The 25,075-nt window shown below is 40.6% G+C and carries 21 protein-coding genes; 9 read left to right on the top strand and 12 right to left on the bottom strand.

The genetic code is table 11. The features are described 5' to 3' along the window. The first annotated feature begins 691 nt into the window (after positions 1–691). Positions 692–1,417 carry a hypothetical protein gene (locus ACH30E_RS06470; RefSeq protein WP_490824124.1) on the top strand — a complete coding sequence of 242 codons (726 nt, stop codon included), beginning with the start codon at positions 692–694 and terminating at the stop codon, positions 1,415–1,417. Positions 1,418–1,919: 502 nt separating this feature from the next. Here ACH30E_RS06470 and ACH30E_RS06465 read toward each other — a convergent pair. Both ACH30E_RS06465 and ACH30E_RS06460 read right to left on the bottom strand, forming a co-directional pair. After that, a complete protein-coding gene (locus ACH30E_RS06465; RefSeq protein WP_490824122.1) occupies positions 1,920–3,425 on the bottom strand; it encodes an alpha/beta hydrolase in 1,506 nt (501 codons plus the stop codon). 483 nt (positions 3,426–3,908) lie between these two features. Next, positions 3,909–4,283, bottom strand: coding sequence for a VOC family protein (locus ACH30E_RS06460; protein ID WP_490824120.1), 375 nt, complete (start codon positions 4,281–4,283; stop codon positions 3,909–3,911). A 341-nt stretch (positions 4,284–4,624) separates the two neighbouring features. Between ACH30E_RS06460 and ACH30E_RS06455 the strand changes: the two genes are divergently transcribed. Continuing rightward, positions 4,625–5,140, top strand: coding sequence for a hypothetical protein (locus ACH30E_RS06455; RefSeq protein WP_490824118.1), 516 nt, complete (start codon positions 4,625–4,627; stop codon positions 5,138–5,140). Between the two features lie 512 nt (positions 5,141–5,652). On the opposite strand, the gene ACH30E_RS06450 is transcribed toward ACH30E_RS06455, so the two are convergent. The 3 genes from ACH30E_RS06450 to ACH30E_RS06440 form a co-directional block, all read right to left on the bottom strand. After that, complete coding sequence (locus ACH30E_RS06450; RefSeq protein WP_490824117.1) at positions 5,653–6,204, bottom strand: DNA-3-methyladenine glycosylase I; 552 nt, start codon at positions 6,202–6,204, stop codon at positions 5,653–5,655. A gap of 83 nt (positions 6,205–6,287) precedes the next feature. After that, complete coding sequence (locus tag ACH30E_RS06445; RefSeq protein ID WP_490824115.1) at positions 6,288–6,605, bottom strand: nuclear transport factor 2 family protein; 318 nt, start codon at positions 6,603–6,605, stop codon at positions 6,288–6,290. Between the two features lie 20 nt (positions 6,606–6,625). After that, the gene (locus ACH30E_RS06440; protein ID WP_490824113.1) at positions 6,626–7,420 is read right to left on the bottom strand and encodes an SDR family oxidoreductase; all 795 of its coding nucleotides are present in this window, start codon (positions 7,418–7,420) and stop codon (positions 6,626–6,628) included. A gap of 124 nt (positions 7,421–7,544) precedes the next feature. Between ACH30E_RS06440 and ACH30E_RS06435 the strand changes: the two genes are divergently transcribed. Further along, positions 7,545–7,913: a winged helix-turn-helix transcriptional regulator gene (locus ACH30E_RS06435; protein ID WP_490824111.1), complete on the top strand. Its 369-nt coding sequence runs from the start codon at positions 7,545–7,547 to the stop codon at positions 7,911–7,913. Positions 7,914–8,027: 114 nt separating this feature from the next. Here the strand turns inward: ACH30E_RS06435 and ACH30E_RS06430 are convergent, their stop codons facing one another. Both ACH30E_RS06430 and ACH30E_RS06425 read right to left on the bottom strand, forming a co-directional pair. Further along, entirely contained in the window at positions 8,028–8,747 is a 720-nt protein-coding gene (locus ACH30E_RS06430) for a hypothetical protein (RefSeq protein ID WP_490824109.1), read from the bottom strand. A gap of 531 nt (positions 8,748–9,278) precedes the next feature. Beyond that, positions 9,279–9,923: a hypothetical protein gene (locus ACH30E_RS06425; protein WP_490824107.1), complete on the bottom strand. Its 645-nt coding sequence runs from the start codon at positions 9,921–9,923 to the stop codon at positions 9,279–9,281. A gap of 442 nt (positions 9,924–10,365) precedes the next feature. Between ACH30E_RS06425 and trxA the strand changes: the two genes are divergently transcribed. After that, on the top strand, positions 10,366–10,683 hold the full coding sequence (gene trxA / locus ACH30E_RS06420; protein WP_133472710.1) for a thioredoxin: 318 nt from the start codon (positions 10,366–10,368) through the stop codon (positions 10,681–10,683). Positions 10,684–10,842: 159 nt separating this feature from the next. On the opposite strand, the gene ACH30E_RS06415 is transcribed toward trxA, so the two are convergent. Then, entirely contained in the window at positions 10,843–12,162 is a 1,320-nt protein-coding gene (locus ACH30E_RS06415; RefSeq protein WP_490824105.1) for a nucleoside permease, read from the bottom strand. 220 nt (positions 12,163–12,382) lie between these two features. Between ACH30E_RS06415 and mqnE the strand changes: the two genes are divergently transcribed. After that, on the top strand, positions 12,383–13,543 hold the full coding sequence (gene mqnE, locus ACH30E_RS06410) for an aminofutalosine synthase MqnE (protein WP_490824103.1): 1,161 nt from the start codon (positions 12,383–12,385) through the stop codon (positions 13,541–13,543). 492 nt (positions 13,544–14,035) lie between these two features. Here the strand turns inward: mqnE and ACH30E_RS06405 are convergent, their stop codons facing one another. Both ACH30E_RS06405 and ACH30E_RS06400 read right to left on the bottom strand, forming a co-directional pair. Continuing rightward, positions 14,036–15,340 carry an NAD(P)/FAD-dependent oxidoreductase gene (locus tag ACH30E_RS06405; RefSeq protein ID WP_490824101.1) on the bottom strand — a complete coding sequence of 435 codons (1,305 nt, stop codon included), beginning with the start codon at positions 15,338–15,340 and terminating at the stop codon, positions 14,036–14,038. Between the two features lie 236 nt (positions 15,341–15,576). Beyond that, the gene (locus ACH30E_RS06400) at positions 15,577–17,004 is read right to left on the bottom strand and encodes an L-serine ammonia-lyase (protein WP_490824099.1); all 1,428 of its coding nucleotides are present in this window, start codon (positions 17,002–17,004) and stop codon (positions 15,577–15,579) included. Between the two features lie 119 nt (positions 17,005–17,123). On the opposite strand from ACH30E_RS06400, the gene ACH30E_RS06395 reads away from it, so the two are divergent. Both ACH30E_RS06395 and ACH30E_RS06390 read left to right on the top strand, forming a co-directional pair. Further along, on the top strand, positions 17,124–18,353 hold the full coding sequence (locus tag ACH30E_RS06395; protein ID WP_490824098.1) for a serine hydrolase: 1,230 nt from the start codon (positions 17,124–17,126) through the stop codon (positions 18,351–18,353). Positions 18,354–18,663: 310 nt separating this feature from the next. Continuing rightward, complete coding sequence (locus ACH30E_RS06390) at positions 18,664–19,854, top strand: pyridoxal phosphate-dependent aminotransferase (protein ID WP_490824096.1); 1,191 nt, start codon at positions 18,664–18,666, stop codon at positions 19,852–19,854. Between the two features lie 56 nt (positions 19,855–19,910). Here the strand turns inward: ACH30E_RS06390 and ACH30E_RS06385 are convergent, their stop codons facing one another. Both ACH30E_RS06385 and ACH30E_RS06380 read right to left on the bottom strand, forming a co-directional pair. Next, entirely contained in the window at positions 19,911–21,659 is a 1,749-nt protein-coding gene (locus ACH30E_RS06385; RefSeq protein WP_294995976.1) for a M14 family metallopeptidase, read from the bottom strand. A gap of 20 nt (positions 21,660–21,679) precedes the next feature. Then, on the bottom strand, positions 21,680–23,311 hold the full coding sequence (locus tag ACH30E_RS06380) for a M14 family metallopeptidase (protein WP_490824094.1): 1,632 nt from the start codon (positions 23,309–23,311) through the stop codon (positions 21,680–21,682). A gap of 335 nt (positions 23,312–23,646) precedes the next feature. On the opposite strand from ACH30E_RS06380, the gene ACH30E_RS06375 reads away from it, so the two are divergent. Both ACH30E_RS06375 and ACH30E_RS06370 read left to right on the top strand, forming a co-directional pair. Next, positions 23,647–24,597 carry a class I SAM-dependent methyltransferase gene (locus ACH30E_RS06375; protein WP_294995970.1) on the top strand — a complete coding sequence of 317 codons (951 nt, stop codon included), beginning with the start codon at positions 23,647–23,649 and terminating at the stop codon, positions 24,595–24,597. Positions 24,598–24,802: 205 nt separating this feature from the next. Continuing rightward, the gene (locus ACH30E_RS06370) at positions 24,803–25,000 is read left to right on the top strand and encodes a hypothetical protein (protein ID WP_490824093.1); all 198 of its coding nucleotides are present in this window, start codon (positions 24,803–24,805) and stop codon (positions 24,998–25,000) included. The last annotated feature ends 75 nt before the right edge of the window (positions 25,001–25,075 follow it).

Genomic DNA, 25,075 nt, shown 5'->3' with positions numbered 1-25,075 from the left:
TCCTGGTCTGTAAGTTGAGTAAAATCAACCACATTTTTTTGGCACTGTTTACAAAACTTTCCGCCCTTCATGTCAGACATTCCAGACCATTGTTGCTGGCAGGCGTTTTTTATTGAAAGAGAATATGTATGAGTTGTTATCGGCATAAATTAAAGATGCATCAAAAGGACAATTTACATATTAATAAATTTACGCATTCTTATTCGTAATAAGCAATATTATTCCGCCAACTCTTTTTATGTTCGATGAATCTTGAAAAATCATACCAAAGGAGTGATACATGTTCAATTGCTGGGGAGAATACATCGTTGTAAACAAAACAAACACCCCTCAACTTTAGAAAAATTTCGAAACTTTCCTAAAATCGAGGCTCATTTTCAACAAAAAAACACTAAATACTAATTCATTCATTATTAAGTATTTACACAGACCATCAACACATCAACAACACATCATCAACACATCATAACACACTATTACTGTTATGCTATGTTTCTAATATGTTTTTATTCCTTAGAAATATTGAACATAACCTTAAGCAAGGCCAGGACCCAGGTATGGGGGCAACCCGATGATATTTGCTTGTATACATAACAGGCAGATCGTATATTTGAACCTGTTAAGATCGAGCCCCTCCCTCAGGTATCTGCATGCACCTGTTTAAACCGATTTTCATTTAAACTATTGTGTTATGGCAAGACTCACCGATAAAGGTCTGAGTGGGCGTATTGGCCCAGTTATTTATTACGAAATGAATGGCAAGCAATATGCCAGGTCATTCCCCGTTTATAAAAAGAAAAGAACCGCAGCTAAGCAAAAAAAAGCAGCCCTGCTATTTGGCATTTGTTCCCGTACAGCTACCGCAACAGCTTCTGTTTTACAGGCTTACCTGGCTTTTCCATTCAAAGCGGTGAACCGATTCAGGGGATGGATGTACAAATATTATAAACTACACCACCAACAAAACAACTGGGTATTGGGCCATGGTTTTATACCTCCCTTTCAACTGAACACGGAAGCTGACCTGAGAGATTATCTTTTTGTTCCGATCGAAATAAAGGGTGCACAGGATGGAAGATTGCATATTCATGTGCCCGCATTCAATCCGGTTAAACAAATCATGAACCCTCTGCGGGCTGCTTCAGCGACTATTAGTATAATGGTTCAGGGTTTGCCCTTTGGTGAACAACAAGAATGCTTTTCTGTTGTTGAAAAAATAACTGTCGGTTTCTCAGATACCTCCTCACCTGCCAGTGACCTTTTTTTTGAACATGCTGCTATACAACCGGCATCGGTACTCATGGTCACTGTAGCGCTTTCTTTTTACAGACAAAACGAATCTTTAATTAATGAAACAGCCTTTTTACCGGCAGCGGTGGTTGCGATGGGGAGAATAGGAATGGTTAATAGTTTGTAGTGAGTGAGGCTCGGGTTTATCAGTAGATGAACAACTTACAAATAATGATATTACTACCACGGAGGGGTATCACATGTTAGCACCAACACGAAGAAATACCATTACCCCGGAGGGGTAACACATGTGAGATTGTCAGATACCATGATTTACATAAATCCCGCAGTAGAATACAGATCGGGTAACCTCAATACGAAATACACTAGCCATTAATAACTGTACTTATGAAGTGTAACCCCTCCGGGGTTATGAAATGTTTTTATCATCGTGGCTGCTAACTTGTGTTACCCATCCGGGGGATGTTTATATGCTTCAGTATAAGACACCAAATGGTGGAGAACTACCTGTGATGAATTAGTATGCCCCAAAGTAATTGGTACTCAATGGCTGTGTGACACGAAGAGTCCTCCATGAGAGTCCTTTAGACCTCGGAGACTCTTCGACGAACTTCATTTGGGTATGTATACCTTAAAAAAAAGGGCTAGTTTTTTGAAGGTTGCATACATTACTCATAACCATACTTCTTCAAAAATGCTTTGCGCATTTCGGCTACTTTTACTGAAAAACGTCTGTCGTACCAAATATAATGATGAGCCCCTTCCAGGGTATGAAATTCAATATCGTTACCCGTTTTCTTCATACTTTCTGCAAAAGATCTGGCAGTTGTATAATTCACACTTTGATCATTGGTTCCATGAATAATAAGCATTGGCGGAAGTCCTTTTCTTAACAAATGCTGAGGTGATATTTTTTGAATAAAACTTTTGTTGGTCAATCCTTTGCTTATCCATGCTGTGCTGGCATCAGCAGTAAGGTCAAAAACACCCGAATTTATCAGTAAAATATTGGGAGACGCTCCGATATTCAGGTTATCTGTATTTTCATTGATCTCATTTGCCATAGCAGTGGCTAATACCAAATGACCCCCAGCAGAATTGCCGGAAGCTACTATTCTGCTTGTGTCAATTTCATATTGTGCCGCATTTGCCCTTAACCAGCGAATCGCAGATCTTGCATCTTTAACAGCTTCAAAAGGAGTTGTTTCATGCCTGTCAGCAATTCTATACTCTACGGCAACAGCTACCCAACCTTTTTTGGCAAAGTTTGCACAATTGAAAAAATCCCACTCAGGAGTACCTTCTGTCCAGCTACCACCGTGAAAATAAATCATAACAGGTCTTTTGGTTTTCGGGATGGAAGTATCGGGAAGAAAAATATGGAGGTCAAGATTAGTACCATTCACTGTTTTATATGTTTTAACCAGATGACCTTTGTACGATTCCACACTTTCTCTGTAAATACTGTCGATGGGTTTTGTATATGAAATGTTTGTACAGGTAGACAGAAACGACTTTACCGTTTCCGCTGTGTTTTTACTCCCGAAATTTTCAAGATGTGCAAAGAGGTAATGATGTTGCCAGAATTCTTTACACGCTCTGTTTGTAAAATATGCCGGTATGATATTCAGGTAAGCATCAAGCCTTTTGTTGTCTGATTTTTTATATTGCGCTTTTCTCAATTCAGTCGTAGTCTGATGCCTTAAAACTGCCTCTGCATAACTTATAAAGTCTTTACTGGATAGCAGTTGAGGATTGTTGAAATATTTGAGATGCTGTTTTAATCTTGTTTGTACTGTCTTTGGTAATGTTACCTGTTTGCCGGTATAGTTTTCGTGTAAATAGGGATAATCAATTATCATTCTGTCAAAAAAAAGGGAAATATCCCTTCGCTCATCAGGAATGAAGGTTTTGGCAACTACCTGAAACTGGCCTGCATATTTGTCGGCTATTTTTAAGAAGGGTTGTTTTAATGAATCTATTTTTTTTAGAAACTGTTGGGGATTCAACGAATAAACAGATGCTCTTTTCGGATAGTAGTTTGCCGAAAATTCATCGCTCACCAGTTTCATGTCTGCATTATAGGCTTTACGCAATGTGTCGAAACTTAAGCTATTCTGACTGTCACAAACGAGTGATGACAAGAGGAGAGAAATTGTCCATACAAATTTCATGTATTATTCTTTTTGATTTTACTGTGGCTGATATAGCAACAATCTTTCAGCGTTCGCACTGCATACACCAATCATTCTATTCAGAAAAAATTCGCCGGTGGATGCCAATATATTAATAAAAATACAGATTTAGTTACAACCCTTATACATTGACTTGCTCCTTGCAGAGAAATTTCCCTTACCGGATGGGTCTGCTTTTTTGAACGTTTCACGCAAATATTTCTCGTAGAGAACGCTTATATAAAGGATAGTTACTGATTAATTGTATTGCCCGATTCTTTGGTAATGAATGAGTAAACACTAAAGTAATTCGTACAAATGCCTATGCAACAAATCGCTTTGGTGACGAACGCTCTACGGAGATAAGAAACTTTTGGAAAGTTTCGGAACTTTCCAAAAGTTAACCATCATTATATTGAGGATTTTTCTCCGCAGACAACGGGAGAAAAAAAAGTTTCGTGTAGTCGTTTGGTAAATTTAGATTTACTTGACACCCCTTTCCTGTACATTAAATACAGTTCCGGCAGGGTCCTGAATCCAGTGCATATTTGCGGGCAGCTCTTCCAGCTCATCGCAGGTTTCTACACCATTGATTTGCAAATAGCTTGCGGCTTCTTCTATATTGGGAACTGTAAGTTGCAACCAGGTTTCTGAATGTGTATAGTTATCTACACAGTCAAGCCAGATAATATTGTTTCCGAATTTCACTTCACATGTTCTCGATACTGTTGGGTTATCGATGGGCTTTTCTTCCACTTCCAGCTTTAAAATATCTCGGTAAAAAGCTACTGTTTTTTCATATTTACTTTTAGGAATTTTAATGGCGATATTGATTCCTGCTTCAAATCTTGGATGCATATCGTTATAGTATTTTTCACTATAAAGAAAAGAAAAAAACGAGGTTCCAGAAGTCGTTATGGATATTAATTTTTTTTAGGTTATTACTCAAAAATTGACGCACAGTAATGAATGAGTAAGTGCCAGCGTAATTCGCACACCTGGATCGTGTAACATACAACGCTCCTTCCTACTCAGGAGACGATGCGCCGAACTTCCCGCTTACTAAATACACTCTTCATAGAAGGAAAAGAACCGCAGCTAAGCAAAAAAAAGCAGCCCTGCTATTTGGCATTTGTTCCCGTACAGCTACCGCAACAGCTTCTGTTTTACAGGCTTACCTGGCTTTTCCATTCAAAGCGGTGAACCGATTCAGGGGATGGATGTACAAATATTATAAACTACACCACCCACAAAACAACTGGGTATTGGGCCATGGTTTTATACCTCCCTTTCAACTGAACACGGAAGCTGACCTGAGAGATTATCTTTTTGTTCCGATCGAAATAAAGGGTGCACAGGATGGAAGATTGCATATTCATGTGCCCGCATTCAATCCGGTTAAACAAATCATGAACCCCCTGCTGGCTGCATCAGCGACTATTAGTATAATGGTTCAGGGGTTGTCCTTTGGTGAACAACAAGAATGCTTCTCTGTTGTTGAAAAAATAGCTGTCGGTTTCTCAGATACCTCCTCACCTGCCAGTAACCTTTTTTTTGAAAATGCTGCTATACAACCGGCATCGGTACTCATGGTCATTGTAGCGTTGTCTTTTTACAGACAAAACGAATCTTTAATTAATGATACAGCCTTTTTACCAGCAGCGGTGGTTGCGGTGGTTGCGATGGGGAGGATGGGAACGGTTAATAGTTTGTAGTGAGGCTCGGGTTTATCAGTAGATGAACAGCTTACAAATAATGATATTACTACCCCGGAGGGGTATCACATGTTAGCACCAACACGAAGAAATACCATTACCCCGGAGGGGTAACACATGTTCGATTGTCATACACCATAACCCACCAGTAGAATACAGATCTGGCAACCTCAATTCGAAATGCAATAGCCAATAATAGCTGCATTTATGCAGTGTAACCCCTCCGGGGTTATGAAATACTCTTATTACTGGGGGGCTAACTTGTGTTACCCCTCCGGGGTATGTTTATATGCTTCAGTTTAGGACACCAAATGGTGGAGAACTACCTGTGATGAATTAGTATGCCCCAAAGTAATTGGTATTCCATGGCTGTGTGATACGAAGAGTCCTCCATGAGAGTCCTTTGGACCTCGTACCTCGGAGACTCTTCGACGAACTACTTTTGGTTATTTGCACCCTTAGAAGAAAAAGACCCTACAGAAAAAGAAAAGTTAACCATCATACCCCTCCCCTTACCGCTTCGCCCACATAGGTTTATGTTTCAAAATCTGTTTATGAACAGGACAATTTTCATCGTGCGCACCAGGCAGGTAACCAATGCTCATTAAAAACTCGCTAACAATTTCGCCACCGGTAAAGCGGAATGTCTTCTTGAATAATTTAACCCATTCATCTTTGGTTTTCGGATGATGGCGCCCTAACCATTTTTCAAAAGAACCGAACTCTTTTTGCAAAACAAGAATTGTATTTGCATTTTCTATTGCTGCATTTATTTTCAGCTTGTTTCGAATTATTCCTGCGTCGGCCAACAGCCTTTCCCTGTCTGCATTTGTATATGCGGCCACTTTTTTGATATTGAATTTGCTATACGCCTTTCTAAATGATTGCTCTTTTTTCAATATCGTTTCCCAACTCAATCCGGCCTGGTTGATTTCTAAAATTAACCTGCCAAATAATTCGTTGTCATCGTGAATGGGGAAGCCATAGTGGTTGTCGTGATAGTTTTTGTGCAATGCCTTTTTTTCTTCGGATTGCATATTTTCTATGGCTGTGCAATATGACATACTTTACCTGATTTTTTTTGGTTACTGATTGATCCATTCCTTTTCATAAACAGAAAAGAATGGCTAAAATTAGCCATTCCTGCTTATCCTGTAATTTTCAATGACTGTATCAAATCACCCGCTATTGCTAAATGGTAATGTAATACGATGGGGCTTCCCGGGAAATTGCCTGATACTTCGGCTTTAAGTATCTCTTCTTTTGCAGCATATTCGAGCGGTTTCATCGTTGCTTGGTAGTCCTTATTTGCTTTTTCTATCCAATTTTCTATTTCTTTTCTTCCATTGTGCGTTTTGCCCTCATCAAATACTACGGCTGTTTCGGTAAAACAATTTGAATAAGCAACGCTATCAAAGTTGTTCTGTGTTATAACTAAATCTGCTACTACTTTAGGTAAGTTCATGTTTATTAATTTTAAGATGATTAAACTGTTGGTACGGTGCCACCATCGATGACAAAATTGGTTCCGGTTAAATAATTAGCTCTTGGTGATACCAGAAAACCCACTAATTCTGCTACTTCCTGTGGTTCGGCTGGCCTGCCATAGGGTATACCACCTAATGCATCCATTACAGATTGTTGCGCTTCTTTTATAGTACTATTCGCGTTTCTGGCAATTTCGCCCAGCCAGGCTTCCGATGCTGATGTATTGATCCATCCGGGCGAAACAGTGAGCACACGAACACCTTTTGGTGTTACCTCATTCGATAAACTTTTACTGTAATTGATCAATCCCGCTTTTGCAGTGGCATAAGGCAATGTAGAATCGTAGAGTGGCAGTTTACCCTGAATAGAAGCTATATGAATGATTACACCCGTTTTTCGCTCAACCATTTGTGGTAAAAAACCTCTGTCTAATCGTACAGGAGCCAGCAGATTAGCCTGCAGGGTTGATTCCCAGTCTTCATCGGTTAATACAGCAAAACCACCGGCAGGAGTTGATGATGAACCAAGGTTGTTTACCAAAATGTCTAACCTGCCATATGTCGAGAGCACTTCGCTGATTAACTTTTGTGCATCTGCTGCCTTACTCAAATCAGAAGGAATAAAATGCAGCTTGTTATCTGCTGTTTCCGGTGCATTACGTGCGGTAATAATAACGGTTGCACCAGCTTGTAAAAGCCTTTCTGCAATGGCTCTGCCTGCTCCTTTTGTACCACCTGTTACCAGGGCTATTTTGCCCGATAACTCATTGTTGAAATTAAATGGTTGTTCCATTATCATATTATTTTAGGCAAAGCTGAGACTTATGTACGCTTCGTACAAGTACGGCATTACGATTCAGATAGGGATAAATTATTCCCCTATTGTACAATTTGGAACATTGCTATACTTTCGTCTTATGTATGAAAGAAAAACTTTACCAAACCTGAATTGCGGCCTTGATTTAATTGGCGAAGTGTTATATGGTAAATGGAAAATCCGTTTGTTATGGTTTATCAGCGAAGGTCATCAGCGTCCGAGTGAGCTGCAACGAAAAATTCCGGATGCAACAAGACGTGTGCTCAATATTCAGTTAAAGGAACTGGAAGACCATGAATTGATTACAAAGAAAATTTATCCTGTTGTTCCGCCAAAAGTGGAATACAGTTTAACAGAATTTGGCAAAACGCTTATTCCTGTAATTGCTACATTGGGTAATTGGGGCAACAATAATGAGGAGCATTTACGTTCGGTTATTTTAAAACGGTTGAAGGCTGAGAGTGAGTAGTTTTCTTCACCAAAGTATCTGGTTTTTTGAATGATCTACGCCAATGTCTCTCTCTTAATATGTATACACAGCGAAGAAGGAAAACTACTGATGTTACAATACTCAGTCCTTCTTTTACAAATATTTTTGTTGGCGGTAGCTTCTTCTCTCTTTTGCGTATTTTCTTTTTTGTCTTTTCGTAAGAATCCTGCAGCGAATTGTACCACCAACCTTGTAGCATTCATAGGGAATAGTTGTCTCGAAAATCCTCCAGGTTGTTTTACCATTTGCCATCTCAAAAATATTGTCCACGAATGTCTCTATGAATTTAGCTTCTTGCAATGATGAGTCTTGCACGCTTGGCGTCCAATAAGTCTTAAAGGAATAAGCTGTTGGAATGGCAAATTCAATAATATAAGTTTCTCCATCAAAGCCTTGTTTCCAGCCTGCAATCAAATTGTCAGTGGGCAATTTGTTGATTCCAGAGGTGACAATAAAATCGAAGATTTTCTTACCTGTTTCCTTATCAAAAGTTTTCCTGTCAACCAAAATTCTGTCTGTCGGCGTTTCTTTTACAGGTGAAATTTCGAACACCCATGAAGTCAATTGAGCTGAATACGAACTGTCTCTGTTTTGCCAAACATCAAGAACTTGGTTTGATTTCCAAACCCTAAAGTGAAAATTAGAAGTAACCGTGTCAAGCCTAAAAAGAGCTAAATCCTTAATAATGGCATCCTGATATTTAAACCAAAATGAAGTATCCCCATTTTGATTTGTTTCAATAGTAAAGGTCTTGGTTTGTCCAAACACAGCTCCTGATGAAATAAGGATTAAGATAGTTAGCAGTGTCTTCATAAAATCACCCCCTACAAACTGACATTTATTAAGGCCGATAATTCATTGGTTGACCAGCCCGGCACAAATGCTCGATTGAAAATATGAAGCTGAAGTTATGAACTAAAGCTGAAAATTGAACTTCGACCACGAACCGCTGTTTATGTTTTCACATTTTGTGGGTAAAAAAGTTACATTACTCAGAGGCTCCTTTTGTAGACAATAACCATTTGTAAAGTTTCGCAACTTTCCAAAAGTTATCGCTCACTCACACATAGGAAAGTTAATGATTAATAGTATTGTTCGTTTCTTCTGTAATGAATTAGTAAGCGCCATAGTAATTCCTACACCCTGGCTGTGTAACACGAAGAGTCCATCGTACCTCGGAGACTCTTCGACGAGCTTCTTTTGTATGCAAGACCCTACGGAGAAGGAATATTTGTAGAAGATTATAATTCCGTCATCTTTATATCTATACTGATAGCAACACAACCGCTGATTCTACGTATAGTCTGACTCGCGTTTAGCAATACGATTGTTGGCTGTTGTTATTTATCGAATGGGGGCGTAAATCGAATCAGGAAAAAAGTTAATTATTTTTCCAGTCAAAGCATTAATGTAAACGTATTGAACTTGTCCATATTTACTGCCGAAGCTATCTGTGTTTTCTGTCAATACATTGTCTGCTCGCCAATAGTATATGTTTTTATTTCGGTCATAAGAGAGACCTAAAGAAATAGGTTTAATGCCTTGCTTAGTAAAAGTCGACTTTGCGATTTGCAAAGCATCTTTATCATTTATAAAATTGCATGGTTTGTTTTCTAAAACATAGTTAGGAATAAAGGAAATGTCAACGTTGTCATTTTTATTTAAGTTACTATCAAACTGAACAAAAGTGAAAAGGCATGTAATATAAAAGGTGTCTAAGCAAAACAAATATCTGACACGCATATTTTTAAACTTTCCTTTGGTTCGCTTTGTGTCAATCAAAGTTTTCCAGGAAGTTTTGCCCAAAAAGTTTTTGTATTCATAATAGGATTGATTGTCGTAATGAAAATATTGATTAAAAATTCTTTCACCAATTGTTGCTTTCATTATGCTGTCAGCCTTTTTAATTATGTCAGCAGTATAATAACGTTGACCAAAAGAAACTGTCGAAATGATACAGATTGAAAAAATTATAAATAGTTTTCTCATAAAATTTATGTCAAGATGCAACGTTGCTAAACTTTGCAAAAGGTGTCTCCAGACAATAACAGCCAACATGTACATTGCTGAAACCCATTTTCGCTAACCCACCTTATACAAGCAAATTGCGAAACCCAATCCCACACATTAGTAAATTTACTCATTTTAGCCATTCCCACAACCCCACCCCTTTCTTATTTCTTATTTCCTATTTCTTATTCCTTATTTCCTGCTTCCCTGTCAGGTTTCTCCTGTCCTAACGTCATTAATAACAGTGGTGGAAAAGTCAAAGGGGCAGAGATGGGGGATTGGGCTTAAATTTGTTCTCTTTCTATAGCTTCAAGCCACAAGCTTCAAGCTACAAGCAAGGAAAAACGGACTTCCGGTCATCCTGACGAAGGAAGGACGGACTTTCGGACTCAAAAACATAAACATCTAAAAAATAAAAACAATGGCTTTAGAATTAACAGACGCGAATTTCCAGACAACTGTGCTGGATAGTGATAAACTGACCGTAGTAGATTTCTGGGCTGAATGGTGTGGACCTTGTCGCGCTATCGGACCCGTTATTGAAGAACTGGCTAAAGATTACGATGGCAAGATCAACGTAGGTAAAGTAAACGTAGACCATAACCCGAACCTTAGTGTGAACTATGGTATTACTTCTATCCCTGCTATCCTTTTCATTAAAGGTGGTCAGATTGTAGATAAACAAATTGGCGCAGTACCTAAGTCGGTGCTGGATAAGAAGATTCAGGCGCATTTGTAAGCTGCAAGCCACAAGCTGCAAGCTGCAGGCTATAATATTTAAAAGGAGCCGCTCCATTGGGAGTCGGCTCCTTTTAATTTGTGGGATATCTTATCTTAAAAGAAATCGCCTAAAAAAGCTTGCAGCTTGCGGCTTGAAGCTTGTAGCTTGCCTCTTCTCTCAATGCCCAACACTAGCCACTTCAGCAGCATTATGCTTGTGGCGGAAGAGGATGGCGAAAAATATGGCTATAAACAGGGCGTAAATGGCGAACACCATCCAGATGCCGGGCCAGTCTTTGCTGCCATCTGGTAAGAGGTAAAAACCGTCGATCATCCAGCCGCTCAACACACTACCCATGATGGCTCCAAAACCATTGGTCATCATCATAAATAAGCCTTGTGCGGAGGAGCGTATCGCAGGATCAATAGATGTTTCTACAAATAAGGAACCAGATATATTGAAGAAGTCGAACGCCATTCCATAAACAATATTTGAAAGAATAATCATCCAGAACAAACCTTCAGGATTACCGAAAGAAAACAGCCCGAAACGCAATACCCAGGCAAACATTGAGATCAGCATCACTTTCTTAATGCCAAAGCGTTTCATGAAAAATGGAATAGCCAGAATAAATAGTGTTTCTGATATCTGTGAAATGGAAATAATCATGGTTGAATACTTCACGACAAAAGAATCGGCATATTGGGTAATTTTTTCGAAGTCTTTCAGGTAGGTATCACCATACATATTCGTAAGCTGTAAAGCTGCTCCAAGAAACATCGAAAAAAGAAAGAAAATGGCCATTTTATAATTCCCCAACAACTTAAAGGCGCGAAGTCCAAAAGTATCGATCCATGACCCCATCCCTTTCCCCTTGTTCTGGGGCGTACAGGCAGGCAGGAAAAATGAATAGATACCCAATACCACGGCAAATATTCCAGCTACGTAAAATTGGTTGGCATTAATAGCATGTCCTGTTATAGCCGCAATCTGCTCTCCTATCGCCTTACCAGTTTCCCAGGGTGACTGTGGATCACTGATAAGATTGGTGGTCCACATAGCGGCAATAAATCCAATTGTACCCCAAACCCTGATTGGCGGGAATACCTTTACTACGTCCATCTCGTTATCAATGAGAATCCGGTAGGAAAGAGAATTGGAAAGAGATATAGTTGGCATATAAAAACACATACTCACCAGCAGCACCCAAAAGAATGTATTCGGTTCATCGATAAATGGCAATGCAAAGAGGGTGAGGCCGTAAAAAATATGTAGCAATGAATAAAGCTTTTCTGCATTCATCCAACGATCGGCAATAATGCCTACCAAAGCTGGCATAACCAGCGAACCTAGTCCCAGGGTAGAAAAAACAGCCCCAAACTGCGCACCCGTCCAGTTTTTAAACCCGAAACCATAAGAACCAAGCGTTGTGAGCCATGCTCCCCACACAAAAAATTGGAAAAAACTTAGAATAGTTAGCCTTAGTTTAATTGACATAGCTCAGTTGGTTATGAATGAATACCTGCTGTTGCAGTGTGACCAACGAATCTATATAAAAAACATGAACTTTTGAGGCTGCTGGAGGAAAGTGGATTTGAAACCTAAGAAATAAGGCGGATTTGCCACTGAAGGCACAGAATACCACTCAAACGTTTCTGTGTATTTCTGTGCTTTCAGTGGCAACTATAATCGTATTTTTGCATCCAAATTAGTGAAGATGAGCGCGCGAATTTCAGACCCATTTGTTTTGGTTGCAACACAGTCGGATAGTCAGTTAAAAAGTATAGGAGAGAAAATACTAAGCAAAGAGCGTATTTCCTTTGATGATGGTGTTACCCTCTTCGAAAAAGGCTCCCTCTCCTGGCTCGGTGCCCTGGCCAATTGGGTACGTGAAGAGAAACATGGTAACAAAACCTATTTCAACCGCAATTTCCATATTGAACCCACCAATGTATGTGTGTTCTCCTGTAAGTTCTGCTCCTACTCACGCCTCTATGCCCACCGCGAAGAAGGATGGGAACTGAGCATCGAACAAATGATGCATATCGTAAAAAGCTACGACGGTAAACCCGTTACCGAAGTACATATCGTTGGTGGCGTGCATCCGAAAATGAACCTCGACTTCTTCCTCGAACTACTTCGTACCATCAAAGCACATCGTCCCGATTTACACATTAAAGGCTTTACACCCGTTGAACTGGATTATATGTTCCGCAAAGCCAAAGTTTCTGTGGAAGAAGGTATGCGACTGGCACATGAAGCCGGATTGGATTCCTTACCCGGTGGAGGTGCAGAAATATTCCATCCTGATATCCGCAAACAGATCTGTGAAGATAAAGTTGATGCTGATGGCTGGTTACATATCCATGAAATTGCTCACAATCTTGGCATGCATAGTAATGCCACTTTATTGTATGGACATATAGAAGAATTCTGGCATCGTATTGATCACATGGACAGACTTCGTCAGCTTCAAGACAAAACCGGCGGCTTCAACACTTTTATACCCCTCAAATTCCGCAATAAGGATAATGATATGAGTCATATTGCCGAGTCATCTGTAGTTGAAGACATGCGCATGTATGCAGTATCGCGTTTGTACATGGACAACTTCCCGCACCTGAAAGCCTACTGGCCTATGCTGGGCAGACAAAATGCACAACTAACCCTTTCTTTCGGGGTGAACGATATCGATGGCACCATCGACGACTCTACCAAAATTTACGCTATGGCCGGAAGTGAAGAACAAACACCTACCATGAGCACCGAAGAACTGGTACGCCTGATTAAACAGGTTAACAGACAACCGGTGGAGAGAGGAACGCTGTACAATGAAATCAAAGACTACTCGGGGGAATCGCTGATGTCTGATGTCTGATGTCGGATTTATGTTTGATTTCTTGATTTTAGCAATAGCTAAGTACTTTTCGAATTATTCGATACTCCCTTTCTCCCTTTCTCCCTGCAAAAGAAATCAAGTAATTTAAGCATTACTAATTACTAAGCTTTTTCGCAGAGAGAAAGGGAGAAAAGGAGTTATTGGGAATGGATTTGAAATATTCTATTCTATCCGATTCTATATCTGAAATCGAAAAAGCAAAGACTACTCAGGGGAATCGCTGATGTCTGATGTCGGATTTATGTTTGATTTCTTGATTTTAGCAATAGCAAAGTATTTTTCGAATTAATCGAGACTCCCTTTCTCCCCTTCTCCCTGCAAAAGAAATCAAGTAATTTAAGCATTACTAATTACTAAGCTTTTTCGCAGAGAGAAAGGGAGAAAGGGAGTTATTGGGAATGGATTTGAAATATTCTATTCTATCCGATTCTATATCTGAAATCGAAAAATCAATGATCAAAAAATCAAACATTAAAGCTGGTGCGTTTTCTGCTCAATCGGCGTTTGTTCTTCTTTGTATAAGTCTACCTGGTGCTTTGTCGGTAGCAGGATCAATCGAAGCGTTGTATCGTTGGTGAAATAGCTGATGGCCCAGTTGATGAAAATGATGAGTTTGTTTTTTACGCTGAGTATCAGCATCAGGTGTAGAAACATCCAGATAAACCATGCGAAACGTCCCTGGAAACTCATGAAGGGTAAATCAACCACTGCTTTTCTTTTGCCAACCGTTGCCATAGTACCGGGACTCCTGTAGCTAAATGGCAGCAAGGCTTTTCCACTTTGTATCCGTTTAAAATTCTGTACCAGGTTTTTTGCCTGTGCAATGGCTACATTGGCCAGTTGTGGATGCCCTTTGGGAAACTGTTCTGTTTCCATATAGGCAATATCACCAAGTACAAAAATATTGTCTGTGCCAGGTAGGCGGTTGAAGACATCTGTTTTAATTCTGTTGCCCCTTACCAGCAATGAGGCATCAATGCCATTGGGAACATTTCCGGTAACACCTGCGGCCCAGATAAGTGTATTGGTAGCTATAGTACTGCCATCGGCAAGTAGCACTTTCTTTCCATCATAGTCTTTTACCTGCGTATTTACTTTTACCTGCACCCCCATCGCTTCAAGATATGCCTGTGACTTTTGTTGCGACACTTTACTCATAGGCCCCAGTGTTGCCGGACCAGCCTCAAGCAAATACACATTGAGCCGGGAGAAATCCATATCGGGATAATCGCGTGGCAGGATATTCTTTTTCAGTTCTGCCAGTGAGCCAGATAATTCAACCCCTGTTGGACCACCCCCAACTACCACAATATTCATAATGCCTTCCAGCTCTTCAGGTGTAGCATGTAATGCTTCTTCAAAATTGAGGAGTATGCGGTTGCGTAATACAATGGCTTCCGTGGTTGATTTCATCGGGAAAGCATAGCGTTCAATATTTTTATTGCCAAAATAATTGGTGGTGCAGCCAGTAGCAATAACGAGGTAATCGTAACCAAAACTGCCCACATCGGTATATACCGTATTCGACAATTGATCGATACTTTCTATCGTTGCTAATCGAACATGCACATTGGATTTATGCTGAAATACTTTACGGAGGGGAAATGAAACTGAACTGGGCTCTAATCGGGCAGTAGCTACCTGATAAAATAGTGGCTGAAACTGATGGAAATTGTACTGATCAATCAGTGTAATATCAAAATTGGAATCTTTTAATCTGCGTGCCAGCTGTAACCCGGCAAAACCCGCACCCAGAATAACAATACGTTGTAACATGGTGCATTTCTTACAAAGTTACACCTTATGTTGATCTTTGAATTTTTGATCTTTGGTTTTATGATTTCTGTGTTGGAAATATTCCTCAAATCGAAATTGTATTTTCAGGCATTCATGAGGGATTTGTTGCCACTGAGGGCACAGAATTTCACAGAAAATTTCTATAGTGTATTCAGTGCCCTCAGTGGCAATAACCTCCAAATCCGACATCAGCCATCAGACATCCGCCATTTCTTCTAGCATTCCGGCAAACTAATCGGAATATGAATAGCCAGCCCGCCATCTGCGGTTTCTTTGTATTTGCTGCTCATGTCGAGCGCGGTGTCCCACATGGTTTTGATGACTTTATCGAGGCTTACTTTGGCATAGTCGGGTGAACTTTGTAAAGCCAACTGCGATGCTGTAATGGCTTTGATGGCACCCATGGTATTTCTTTCAATACAGGGCACTTGTACTAACCCGCCGATGGGGTCGCAGGTAAGTCCTAAATGGTGTTCCATGGCTATTTCTGCGGCCATCAGTGTTTGTCTTTGTGTACCCCCCAATGCCTCGGTTAATGCGGCCGCTGCCATTGCTGATGATACACCTATCTCAGCCTGACAACCTCCCATTGCTGCGGAAATTGTTGCTCCTTTTTTAAAGATGCTGCCTATTTCTGATGCAGTCAGCAGGAAATGAAAAATCTTCTCTTCATCAAAACCATCGCAGAATGCAATATAGTATTGCAGCACTGCCGGTATTACACCTGCAGCTCCGTTGGTAGGTGCGGTTACTACCCGACCGAATGAGGCATTCTCTTCATTCACTGCCAATGCAAAACAACTTACCCAATCTAGCGTGTATTTAAAACCATTGCCTCCTGCCTTAATTGCATCGATCCAGGATGCATAATCAGCATAAGGTTGGTTGCCAATGAGTTTTTTATTCAGGTCGAATGCACGACGACGTACCTGCAAGCCACCAGGCAATTCTCCTTTGGTATGACAGCCACGATAGGTACAGTCCCGCATGGTATGCCAGATATTCATTACCCCTTGTCGGGTTTCATTTTCACTACGCCATGCCAGTTCATTTTCCATCACCACTTCATGTATACTCATGCCTGTTTTCATGCACCAGTGCAACAATTCATCTGCTGTATTAACAGGGAAAGGCAGGTCTACCGATTGCTGCTGCGTTTTATCTTCACCTTCCTTCACTACAAAACCACCTCCAATTGAATAATATGTTTCACTGAAGTTTTCGCCATTTTTCAAGGACACCAGAAAGGATAAACCATTAGGATGAAAAGGCAGTGTTTCATTAAAAAGGAACTGCAGGTTTTCAGGGAAATGAAAAGGGATAGCGGTTGCTCCTCCAAGCATTAAAGTTTGACTGCTTTCAATCTCTTTTATTTTGGGCGTGATACTGTTTACATCGATCGTAACAGGATCTTCACCACATAAGCCTAATAAAACGGCGATATCTGTTCCATGTCCTTTCCCGGTTTTAGCCAGGGAGCCATATAATAAAACGGTAACAGATTCTACTTCTGACAGGCTGTATTTAGTTTGAATAGTTTCCAGACATTTCAATGCCGCACGCCATGGACCTAATGTATGAGAGCTGGATGGTCCAACGCCTATTTTAAACATATCAAAAACCGAAATCGCTTCGTGTGGCATGGTGGTCGTTTAGGATGTAAAGGTACGCAGAACAAGAAAGAATGTCAGATCTCAGATGTCAGATTTTTTATATCTGCTATCTGAGATCTGACATCTGCCATTTTTCGCTATTTTTATTTATGCGCATATTTGTTTTGTTACTCCTGTTGACTGCGGGGATAGCCTCGGCACAGGATACTGTTTTTTTGAAGCAGCTCCTGCAATCAAAACCAGCGTTATTCAATACAATTCTCCAAAACAGGGATAGTTTCAGGGTACAAATTATGTACACGCAAATTGACAGAGACAAAAAGAACAGACCGGTTTTTACTGATTATGGTTTTCACCTGAATCCAACTGAATATTTTTATCCGGCCAGTATGGTTAAAATGCCGGTTGCATTGCTGGCACTCGAAAAACTAAGTAAAGCTAAAAGAGCGGGCATACCTGTCTCCATACAAAACACGCTGATTACAGACAGCCTGGATATGATTAAGTATGGCAACAAAATACAGGACAGCTTTCCGGACAAACCCACTATTGAGCGGCTTATCAAACAGATATTCCTGGTAAGCGATAATGACGCCTTCAACAAACTATACGAATACCTTGGACAGGAATATATTCAGCAGAGGCTTACCCAAAAAGGTTATCCGGATGCCATTATCCGCCATCGTTTGAGCGTGAGCAGAACCGAAGAACAAAACAGAACAACTAATGCAGTAAGTTTTCTGGATCAAAATGGTGCGGTCATATCATCACAACCTGCTGCCTTTAGCAAAGCGGTGTTTCCGGCTTTTAAAACAAGTTTGGGTAAAGGTTATTATGCTGGTAGTCAATTGATCAATACCCCCTTTGTTTTTGATGATAAGAATAGGGTTTACCTGAAAGATTTTCACCGCATTTTACAATCTGTAATTATGCCCGAAATGTTTCCAAAGCATCAACGGTTTGATTTTACCAAAGAAGATGAACAGTTTATCTATCATTGGATGAGTGCCTTCCCCTCTGAAAGCACTTCTCCCAGTTACGATACAGCCAAAGTAGGTGATGCAGCCGTTAAGTTTCTTTACTATGGTGCTGAAAAAGGAAGGGCTCCCAAACATATCCGCATCTTCAATAAAATTGGTGGGGCATATGGATTTCTTACAGACGTAAGTTATTTTGTTGATTTTGAAAAGAACATTGAATTCTTCCTCAGCGCAACCATTCTATGTAACAGTGATGGCATATTCAATGACGACAAATACGATTATACCACAATTGGCTACCCCTTTCTAAAAAACCTCGGACGTACAGTGTATGAATACGAGTTACAAAGAAAGAAAACCCGCTTGCCCAACCTTTACAAGTATAAAATTCACTACTAAGTTGATGGCTGATGTCGGATCGCTGATGTCGGATTTGATGGAGTAGTTCAGCTTTATAACCGTTGTGTAACTCTTTTGTTAAACCTTAGAGTAAGACAAAGAGTTACAAGGAGATTTTACAACTATTAGATTCTTAACCCAAATCTGACATCTGACATCTGCCATCCAACAATATTAAATCCGACATCAGCGATCCGACATCAGCCATCCATTTCCGTGTTTTGCGTGGAAACTTACATCCGTTTGCTTGTTTTTAACGAACTTCACGCTCGCTAAATTTCAAGTAACCAAATTATTTAATGTAAGAGCAATGCAACTATCCTCGCTTCTCAACCGGTTTAATGAGCCGGAAACCCTTAAAATGGCCAAACTGGGCCGTGAGTTAAGAGCCAAAGGTGTCGATGTTATCGACCTTAGCTTAGGTGAACCCGATTTCGATACCCCGCAGCATATTAAGGACGCTGCCATTAAAGCCATCAACGATAACTGGAGCCACTATACACCGGTTCCCGGCTTTCTTGACTTAAGAGAAGCAGTATGCACTAAACTCAAGCGCGACAATAACCTCGATTATGCCCCGGAAAATATCATCACTTCTACAGGTGCAAAACAGAGTCTGGCCAATGCCATTCTTGCACTGGTTGATGAAGGTGATGAAGTAGTTATTCCAACACCCTACTGGGTAACTTACTCTGAACTCGTAAAAATTGCGCGTGGTAAAGTAGTAGAAATAAGAACATCTGTAGAAAACAGTTTCAAAACGACACCAGCCGAGCTGGAAGCAGCCATAACACCTAAAACAAAAGTGTTTATGTTTTCCTCACCCTGCAATCCTTCAGGTGCGGTGTACAGCAAAGCTGAATTAGAAGCACTGGCTGCAGTGTTCAGAAAATATCCGGATATCATTATCCTTTCCGATGAGATTTATGAATACATCAATTTCGTAGGAAAACATGAAAGCATTGCTCAGTTTGCCGATCTGAAAGACCGCGTAGTGTTGATCAATGGTTTGAGTAAAGGTTTCGCAATGACCGGCTGGCGCCTTGGTTATATCGCTGCCAATGCTACTATTACCAAAGCCTGTGAAAAATTACAGGGACAGTTTACCAGCGGCACCTGCTCTATTGCACAAAAAGCGGCAGTAGCTGCATTAACCGGCGACCTGCGTCCATCAGAAGAAATGACGGCTGAGTTTACCAGGAGAAGAACGCGTACTTTGGAACTGGTAAAAGAAATACCTGGTTTCAAATGTTTTGCTCCTGAAGGCGCATTCTATGTGTTTCCTGATGTGAGTGCTTATTATGGAAAATCAGATGGCACTACTACCATCACCAATGCAGCTGACTTCAGCATGTACCTGTTGAATACGGCGCATGTATCTTCTGTAATGGGTGATGCATTCGGAGAGCCTAACTGCGTGCGTTTTTCGTTTGCCAACAGCATGGGTAATATCGAAAAAGCATGGGGAAGAATTAAAGAAGCATTAGCGAAATTGAAATAAGTAATCTGTGAATCTGTGGCGAAAAAATAAGCCACAGATTCACAGATTAATAAAGATTATTTAGAGGCGGATATAGTTCCGCCTTTTTTACTGTCTACGGTTACGGTGTATTTGCCACCACCCTGAACAATCCATTTTACGGTAACTGATCCGAGGCCGGGTATATTGGCCACTTCAATGGTTGCAGGGTTTTGTTCCTGCTCCCTGCTGAGATTAAGATCGCGGTTCTCTACCTGCATGGCCGAAACAATTTTACCGGATGTGGTTAAGGTAATATAATCAGGTCTTTCGATTTTGTTCTTGGTATCCTGACTGCTATGTGTTGGCATCAGCCTGCTATTGGTAATAACCGCAGTTACCTCTTTCAATCCATCACCCAGGTCTTTTTCAGTGATTTCGTAAACGCTGAGTTTTGGCGTATGATAACTATGGTAGATACTGAATGCCATATTGCGGTGTGCATCTGATTCCAACAAAAAACCGGGGTGTGCACGACCGAAGTTTTTCTTCATCCCACCTACTTCTATTTTACCGTATTGAGGATGATCGTATTCTGTCCAGGGAACAAATGCATCCTGGAACAACAGGTAACGATCGAAACTGTAGCTGGCATTGTCGAACGGATCGCGTGTAGCATCACGCATATACATGAGGTATGGCGTCCAAAGTTCATTCGAATAGGTATAGATACCCCGGCCAGCATAGAACCAGTCTAATTCGCCACCATAAGCTGAGTAGAGATCTTTATATACCACCAGGTATTTATAACCGGGTATCAGTTCCTCTCCTTTTTTTGCAATAGCATCGTAAACAGCTATATCCTGCTGGTTATACGTGCCAACGTCTTCCTGTCCGCCTGGACCGCGTAAGATCATACCACCGGCATTATGAAAAGACTGTGCTGCAGCGATATTGGGGTGTTTCATTACGAACTCCATTACTGCCCTGTTCTCCGGAAGTGAGAATGGATATTTATAGGCACCGTTCTGAATATAGTTTGGTTGCCATCCCCAACCCCAGTCGCGATTGGGATCGTACTCGAATGTGTAACCATCTTCGTTTACACGACCGTCGCCATCGTTGTCAATTCCTTCAATACCCAACAATTCATAATCGCCTTTTTCATCCGGCCCAACCTGAATCATATTGCGCGGGTCTTTAGGATCTACTTTCCAACGGCCATTCGGATTCTTTCTGCGCATCATCGTTATATGCCCATCATTATTGATATCATCATAACTATCTTCATTTACCAAGCCATCGCCATCATTATCTACCGGTATTACACCTGAGCGTGGAGAACTGCCGGTGTTGGGTTTGTGCATATAGCTATCACGTGCATCCGGGTTAATCGTTGGAACGATATAAAACACTTTATCTTCCAGTAGTTCCTGTATGAATTTGGTATCACCAAAAGATTCCGTAAGGTACCATGCTGTATAAAGTGCAAATTCTGCACCTTGAATTTCATTGGAGTGAATATTACCATCGATATACATGCCTGGCTTTTTGTCGGCATTGCCCCCTTTTTTGAAATCGGTAATGGTTAAACACCACAGATCACGTCCTTCATACGATTTACCGATCGATTGCAGTTTTACCAGGTCTGGATATGCCGCTGCTATTTTCTTACAAATTTCACTTATGCCGGCATGGTCATAATAACGATTCCAGGTTACGGTTACTTTCGGATTAGCCGGAGAACCTGCTGCCTTAAACACCTGGCCAGGCAACTGTGCCTGTACAAACAGACCCGAACTTAGTACGAGTACTGATGCTATTATTTTCAGAAATATTTTTTTCATGTTGAAATGATTTGTGGTGATCAAAGATTAATCTCAATGGTTTTGGTACCTGCGGTAGGACAACCAGCTTCTACCGTAATCTTACCTGTACCTTTTACCACCCAGCTAAATGAGTTAGACTCATTAGGATCTAAGCTACTGAGTAGTTGAATTTTTCTGCCACCAATGATTTCCTGCTTATCATTTGTTTGTATCGCCACTTTTACTTTTTTGAGGAAATAGTTTCTTTCACCAAGTTTGGTATGTGTAGACAAATTTCCTTTATTCACTACATCAAGACTGATACGTGTTAATCCATTTGCGAGTTTTTCGGTTTTCAGGTTTATTACATCAATCTCAGGTTGATAGCCAGCGAGCTTAACGAGAAAAGCTGTATGAGTTTTAACCACTGCATCTACCATTTTATAAGGAGGATTATTCAGAACATAAGGATCAACTCCCCCTACTTCCACTTTTTGTCCGGGATAATCAGGATGCTGAATTGTTTTCCATTCTGTAAATGTATTGGTGATACCTTGTTGCGATGCCCAGCGCAAATAATTTGCAGTAGGATCTTCTATGGTAAATGCTTTTTCTTTTTTAGTCGTATCAGGTTTGGTTTTGGGCACCCACCATCCTGGTGTACTGAAGCTATAGCGACCAAAATGAAAATAACCCCATGATAGTACATCACCACCTGTAACATTATTCTTAGGGGCATCTTTTGTACCTGTTACTTTATTGTACATTTCGCTTACCATACCATTCACTTTAGCATCTGGTTCCAATAAACCTGCAACAATACGTTGGTTAGCTGCACCGGGATTATAGTTAATCGGTGTTGACAGGTTATTATTTGATCCAAAACTTACAACGGCATAAACATTAAATGCATCGTAAAGGAAATCGAGCATGGCCCTTGTTTCTTTTTCGCTGGCAGGGAACTCACCTGCGCCTGTTGCAAAAGTTTTATGCTGATAGGTGAGGTTTTTATTGAAGGCAATACCTCCTTCCCCATCTTCATTAAATAAGCCGTCTTTATCGTTATCAACACCTTCGGGTAATAATTTATACTTTCCTTTTTCTCCTTTGCTGATATCTGCTTTCACCAGTACACGGGCATCATCGGGATGAAGTTTATAATCGCCTGTAACCGATTCTACGCGGAGAAAAGTTATTTTACCATTTCCATCAAGATCGTCCCAGCCGTCTTCATTTGTTTTGCCATCACGGTCGTCATCAGTAACTGTAGCATTACCTGTTCTGTCTGCTTTCAGTTTGCTGAAATACTGCTCCATAGCGTCGGGGCTCATATTTGGAAATACATAGTAGGTAGTACGGTTCAAAAGGGCTTTAATACTATCGCTACCTGAACCTTTTAATAACTGTTCTGCAAAACCGATTGCCAGTTCTGTGCCCAGCAGGTGATTACCTTCCACGCCGCCAATGACAGCAATAGCTGGCTTGGTTTCGGTTTTACCCGTACCAATGGTTAATAACCAGATGTCTTTACCGCCATTTGTTTTGGTTAGCGACTTAAGTGAAGTGAGTTGCGGATAGGCTTTGCTCAATGCATTGAGCCGGTTTGCCTGTTCTGCCGCATTACTGTAGTCCTGGGCACTGATACTGGCAGCCACCCAACACAACAGTGTTGTGATCATAAGTTTTCGCATGCAGTTTGATTTTTGGGTTTTAAATATAAACCAATCGGCTTGTTTTTGGCAGTAAATTCCTTGAATGGCTGAACAGCCATGGTATTGGTGGGGAATTGGGCTGCGAGCTTCTAGCCGCTAGCTGCTAGCCTTGATTAGTGGTCATTTTAGATCATCTGCTTTGACTTGAATATATTACAAGTCCTGCGAATTTGTTTTGTAAAAAATCTACTTTAAAGAAATTTTTAATTGTCGCCATTATATTTGTTGATGGCCCACATAGCAAAAAAGCTAGAAGCTAGAAGCTAATGGCTAGAGGCTTTTTTACCAGACTCCAATCCCATTATCTTTGCCACATGTCTGAGAACCCTAAACTGGAGATGTTTCGCAATCGCTTATCGAAAGTGTACAAACACCGTCATAAGCAAGCCAGGAGAATGGGTATTACCTGTTATCGTGTATACGACCACGATTTACCTGAATTTCCTTTTGCGATCGAGTTTTATGAAGACAAAATTTACCTGGCAGAATACCTGCGCCGACATGGCATGACCGACGAAGAGCATGACGCATGGATGGATGAATGTATTGGTATCATTTCGGAAATTACGGCTATTAAACCCGCTTCCATTTTTGTGCGACAGCGCAAAAGAATGTCGCATAAAGATGAGCAGTATGAGAAATTAGACAGTAAAAAAGAATTCTTTACCGTTGAAGAAAACGGGCTCAAGTTTTTGGTGAACCTTGCTGATTATCTCGATACCGGCTTATTTCTCGATCATCGGATTACCAGGCAGATGGCGAAAGAAATAGCTGCCGATAAAAGGGTTTTGAATTTATTCTGTTACACCGGTTCTTTTTCAGTGTACACAGCTTCGGGTGGTGCATCATCGGTCACTTCTGTTGACTTATCAAAAACCTATCTCAATTGGGCAGAAGATCATATGGTGATCAACCGATTCAAGGATAAAGACAAATACTTTTTTGTACATGCTGATGTAAAACAATACCTGAAAACTTTACAACCCAATAGCTTCGACTTGGTAATCATGGACCCTCCTACTTTCAGCAATAGTAAACGCATGAAAGACTTCTTAGACATCCAACGCGATCATGTTGAGCTCATCAATGATGTTTTGGCTGCCATGACAACTGGAGGCATCCTCTTTTTCAGCACTAACTTCACAAAATTTATATTAGATGAGGCTGCGATTAAAGCTGCTGATATAAAAGATATTACCAAAGCCACTACTCCCTTCGATTTTGAGGGAAAATTAAAAAGATGGTGTTATAGAATTACGAAGTGATGTTTTCTTGAAAGATTAAGCTTGTTTTATTAGTTGAATGTTTATTGCCACTGAGAGCACAGAGAAGCACTGAATACTTCTGTGTATTTCTGTGCTCTCAGTGGCAATAAATATAAACGTAAATCCACCCTGTATTTCTACGCAATTCATCCCCCCTTGTTCCATCTCTCCCTATTTGCAAATAGTTTTGGGGAAATAAACAAACATGTATCAATCTCCCATCCTTACGCCTCAGATCAAAAAAAAGGTTTTCACTGAAAGTGAATTATTGTTCATGGAACTAAAAGCCAGACTACTTTTTGGTGAGACCGCCCGCGGTTGGTGGGACAGATTAAGTCCGGCAGAGAAATACCAAATACTAAATACCGATAACCCGCAACCAGCGAAAAAAAAGAAACAGTAAAAATTCTCTCATATACAGGAACCATAAAAAAGGCCCCGTTTTTCTAAACGGGGCCTTGACAAAATAATTAAGATT

Source organism: Sediminibacterium sp. FW305-C-61 (assembly GCF_058231065.1).
The sequence above is the reverse complement of the archived record's forward strand: the minus strand, read 5'-3'. Positions and strand labels throughout refer to the sequence as shown.

Bases quoted from the DNA above. Each gene is read 5' to 3' on its own strand.
- ACH30E_RS06435 (WP_490824111.1), top strand. From the start codon at position 7,545: ATGTATGAAAGAAAAACTTTACCAAACCTGAATTGCGGCCTTGATTTA.
- ACH30E_RS06390 (WP_490824096.1), top strand. From the start codon at position 18,664: ATGCAACTATCCTCGCTTCTCAACCGGTTTAATGAGCCGGAAACCCTT.
- ACH30E_RS06430 (WP_490824109.1), bottom strand. From the start codon at position 8,747: ATGAAGACACTGCTAACTATCTTAATCCTTATTTCATCAGGAGCTGTG.
- ACH30E_RS06425 (WP_490824107.1), bottom strand. From the start codon at position 9,923: ATGAGAAAACTATTTATAATTTTTTCAATCTGTATCATTTCGACAGTT.
- ACH30E_RS06450 (WP_490824117.1), bottom strand. From the start codon at position 6,204: ATGTCATATTGCACAGCCATAGAAAATATGCAATCCGAAGAAAAAAAG.
- ACH30E_RS06380 (WP_490824094.1), bottom strand. From the start codon at position 23,311: ATGCGAAAACTTATGATCACAACACTGTTGTGTTGGGTGGCTGCCAGT.
- ACH30E_RS06460 (WP_490824120.1), bottom strand. From the start codon at position 4,283: ATGCATCCAAGATTTGAAGCAGGAATCAATATCGCCATTAAAATTCCT.
- ACH30E_RS06395 (WP_490824098.1), top strand. From the start codon at position 17,124: ATGCGCATATTTGTTTTGTTACTCCTGTTGACTGCGGGGATAGCCTCG.
- ACH30E_RS06405 (WP_490824101.1), bottom strand. From the start codon at position 15,340: ATGTTACAACGTATTGTTATTCTGGGTGCGGGTTTTGCCGGGTTACAG.
- trxA (WP_133472710.1), top strand. From the start codon at position 10,366: ATGGCTTTAGAATTAACAGACGCGAATTTCCAGACAACTGTGCTGGAT.
- ACH30E_RS06470 (WP_490824124.1), top strand. From the start codon at position 692: ATGGCAAGACTCACCGATAAAGGTCTGAGTGGGCGTATTGGCCCAGTT.
- ACH30E_RS06445 (WP_490824115.1), bottom strand. From the start codon at position 6,605: ATGAACTTACCTAAAGTAGTAGCAGATTTAGTTATAACACAGAACAAC.
- ACH30E_RS06400 (WP_490824099.1), bottom strand. From the start codon at position 17,004: ATGCCACACGAAGCGATTTCGGTTTTTGATATGTTTAAAATAGGCGTT.
- ACH30E_RS06370 (WP_490824093.1), top strand. From the start codon at position 24,803: ATGTATCAATCTCCCATCCTTACGCCTCAGATCAAAAAAAAGGTTTTC.
- mqnE (WP_490824103.1), top strand. From the start codon at position 12,383: ATGAGCGCGCGAATTTCAGACCCATTTGTTTTGGTTGCAACACAGTCG.
- ACH30E_RS06375 (WP_294995970.1), top strand. From the start codon at position 23,647: ATGTCTGAGAACCCTAAACTGGAGATGTTTCGCAATCGCTTATCGAAA.
- ACH30E_RS06415 (WP_490824105.1), bottom strand. From the start codon at position 12,162: ATGTCAATTAAACTAAGGCTAACTATTCTAAGTTTTTTCCAATTTTTT.
- ACH30E_RS06440 (WP_490824113.1), bottom strand. From the start codon at position 7,420: ATGGAACAACCATTTAATTTCAACAATGAGTTATCGGGCAAAATAGCC.
- ACH30E_RS06465 (WP_490824122.1), bottom strand. From the start codon at position 3,425: ATGAAATTTGTATGGACAATTTCTCTCCTCTTGTCATCACTCGTTTGT.
- ACH30E_RS06385 (WP_294995976.1), bottom strand. From the start codon at position 21,659: ATGAAAAAAATATTTCTGAAAATAATAGCATCAGTACTCGTACTAAGT.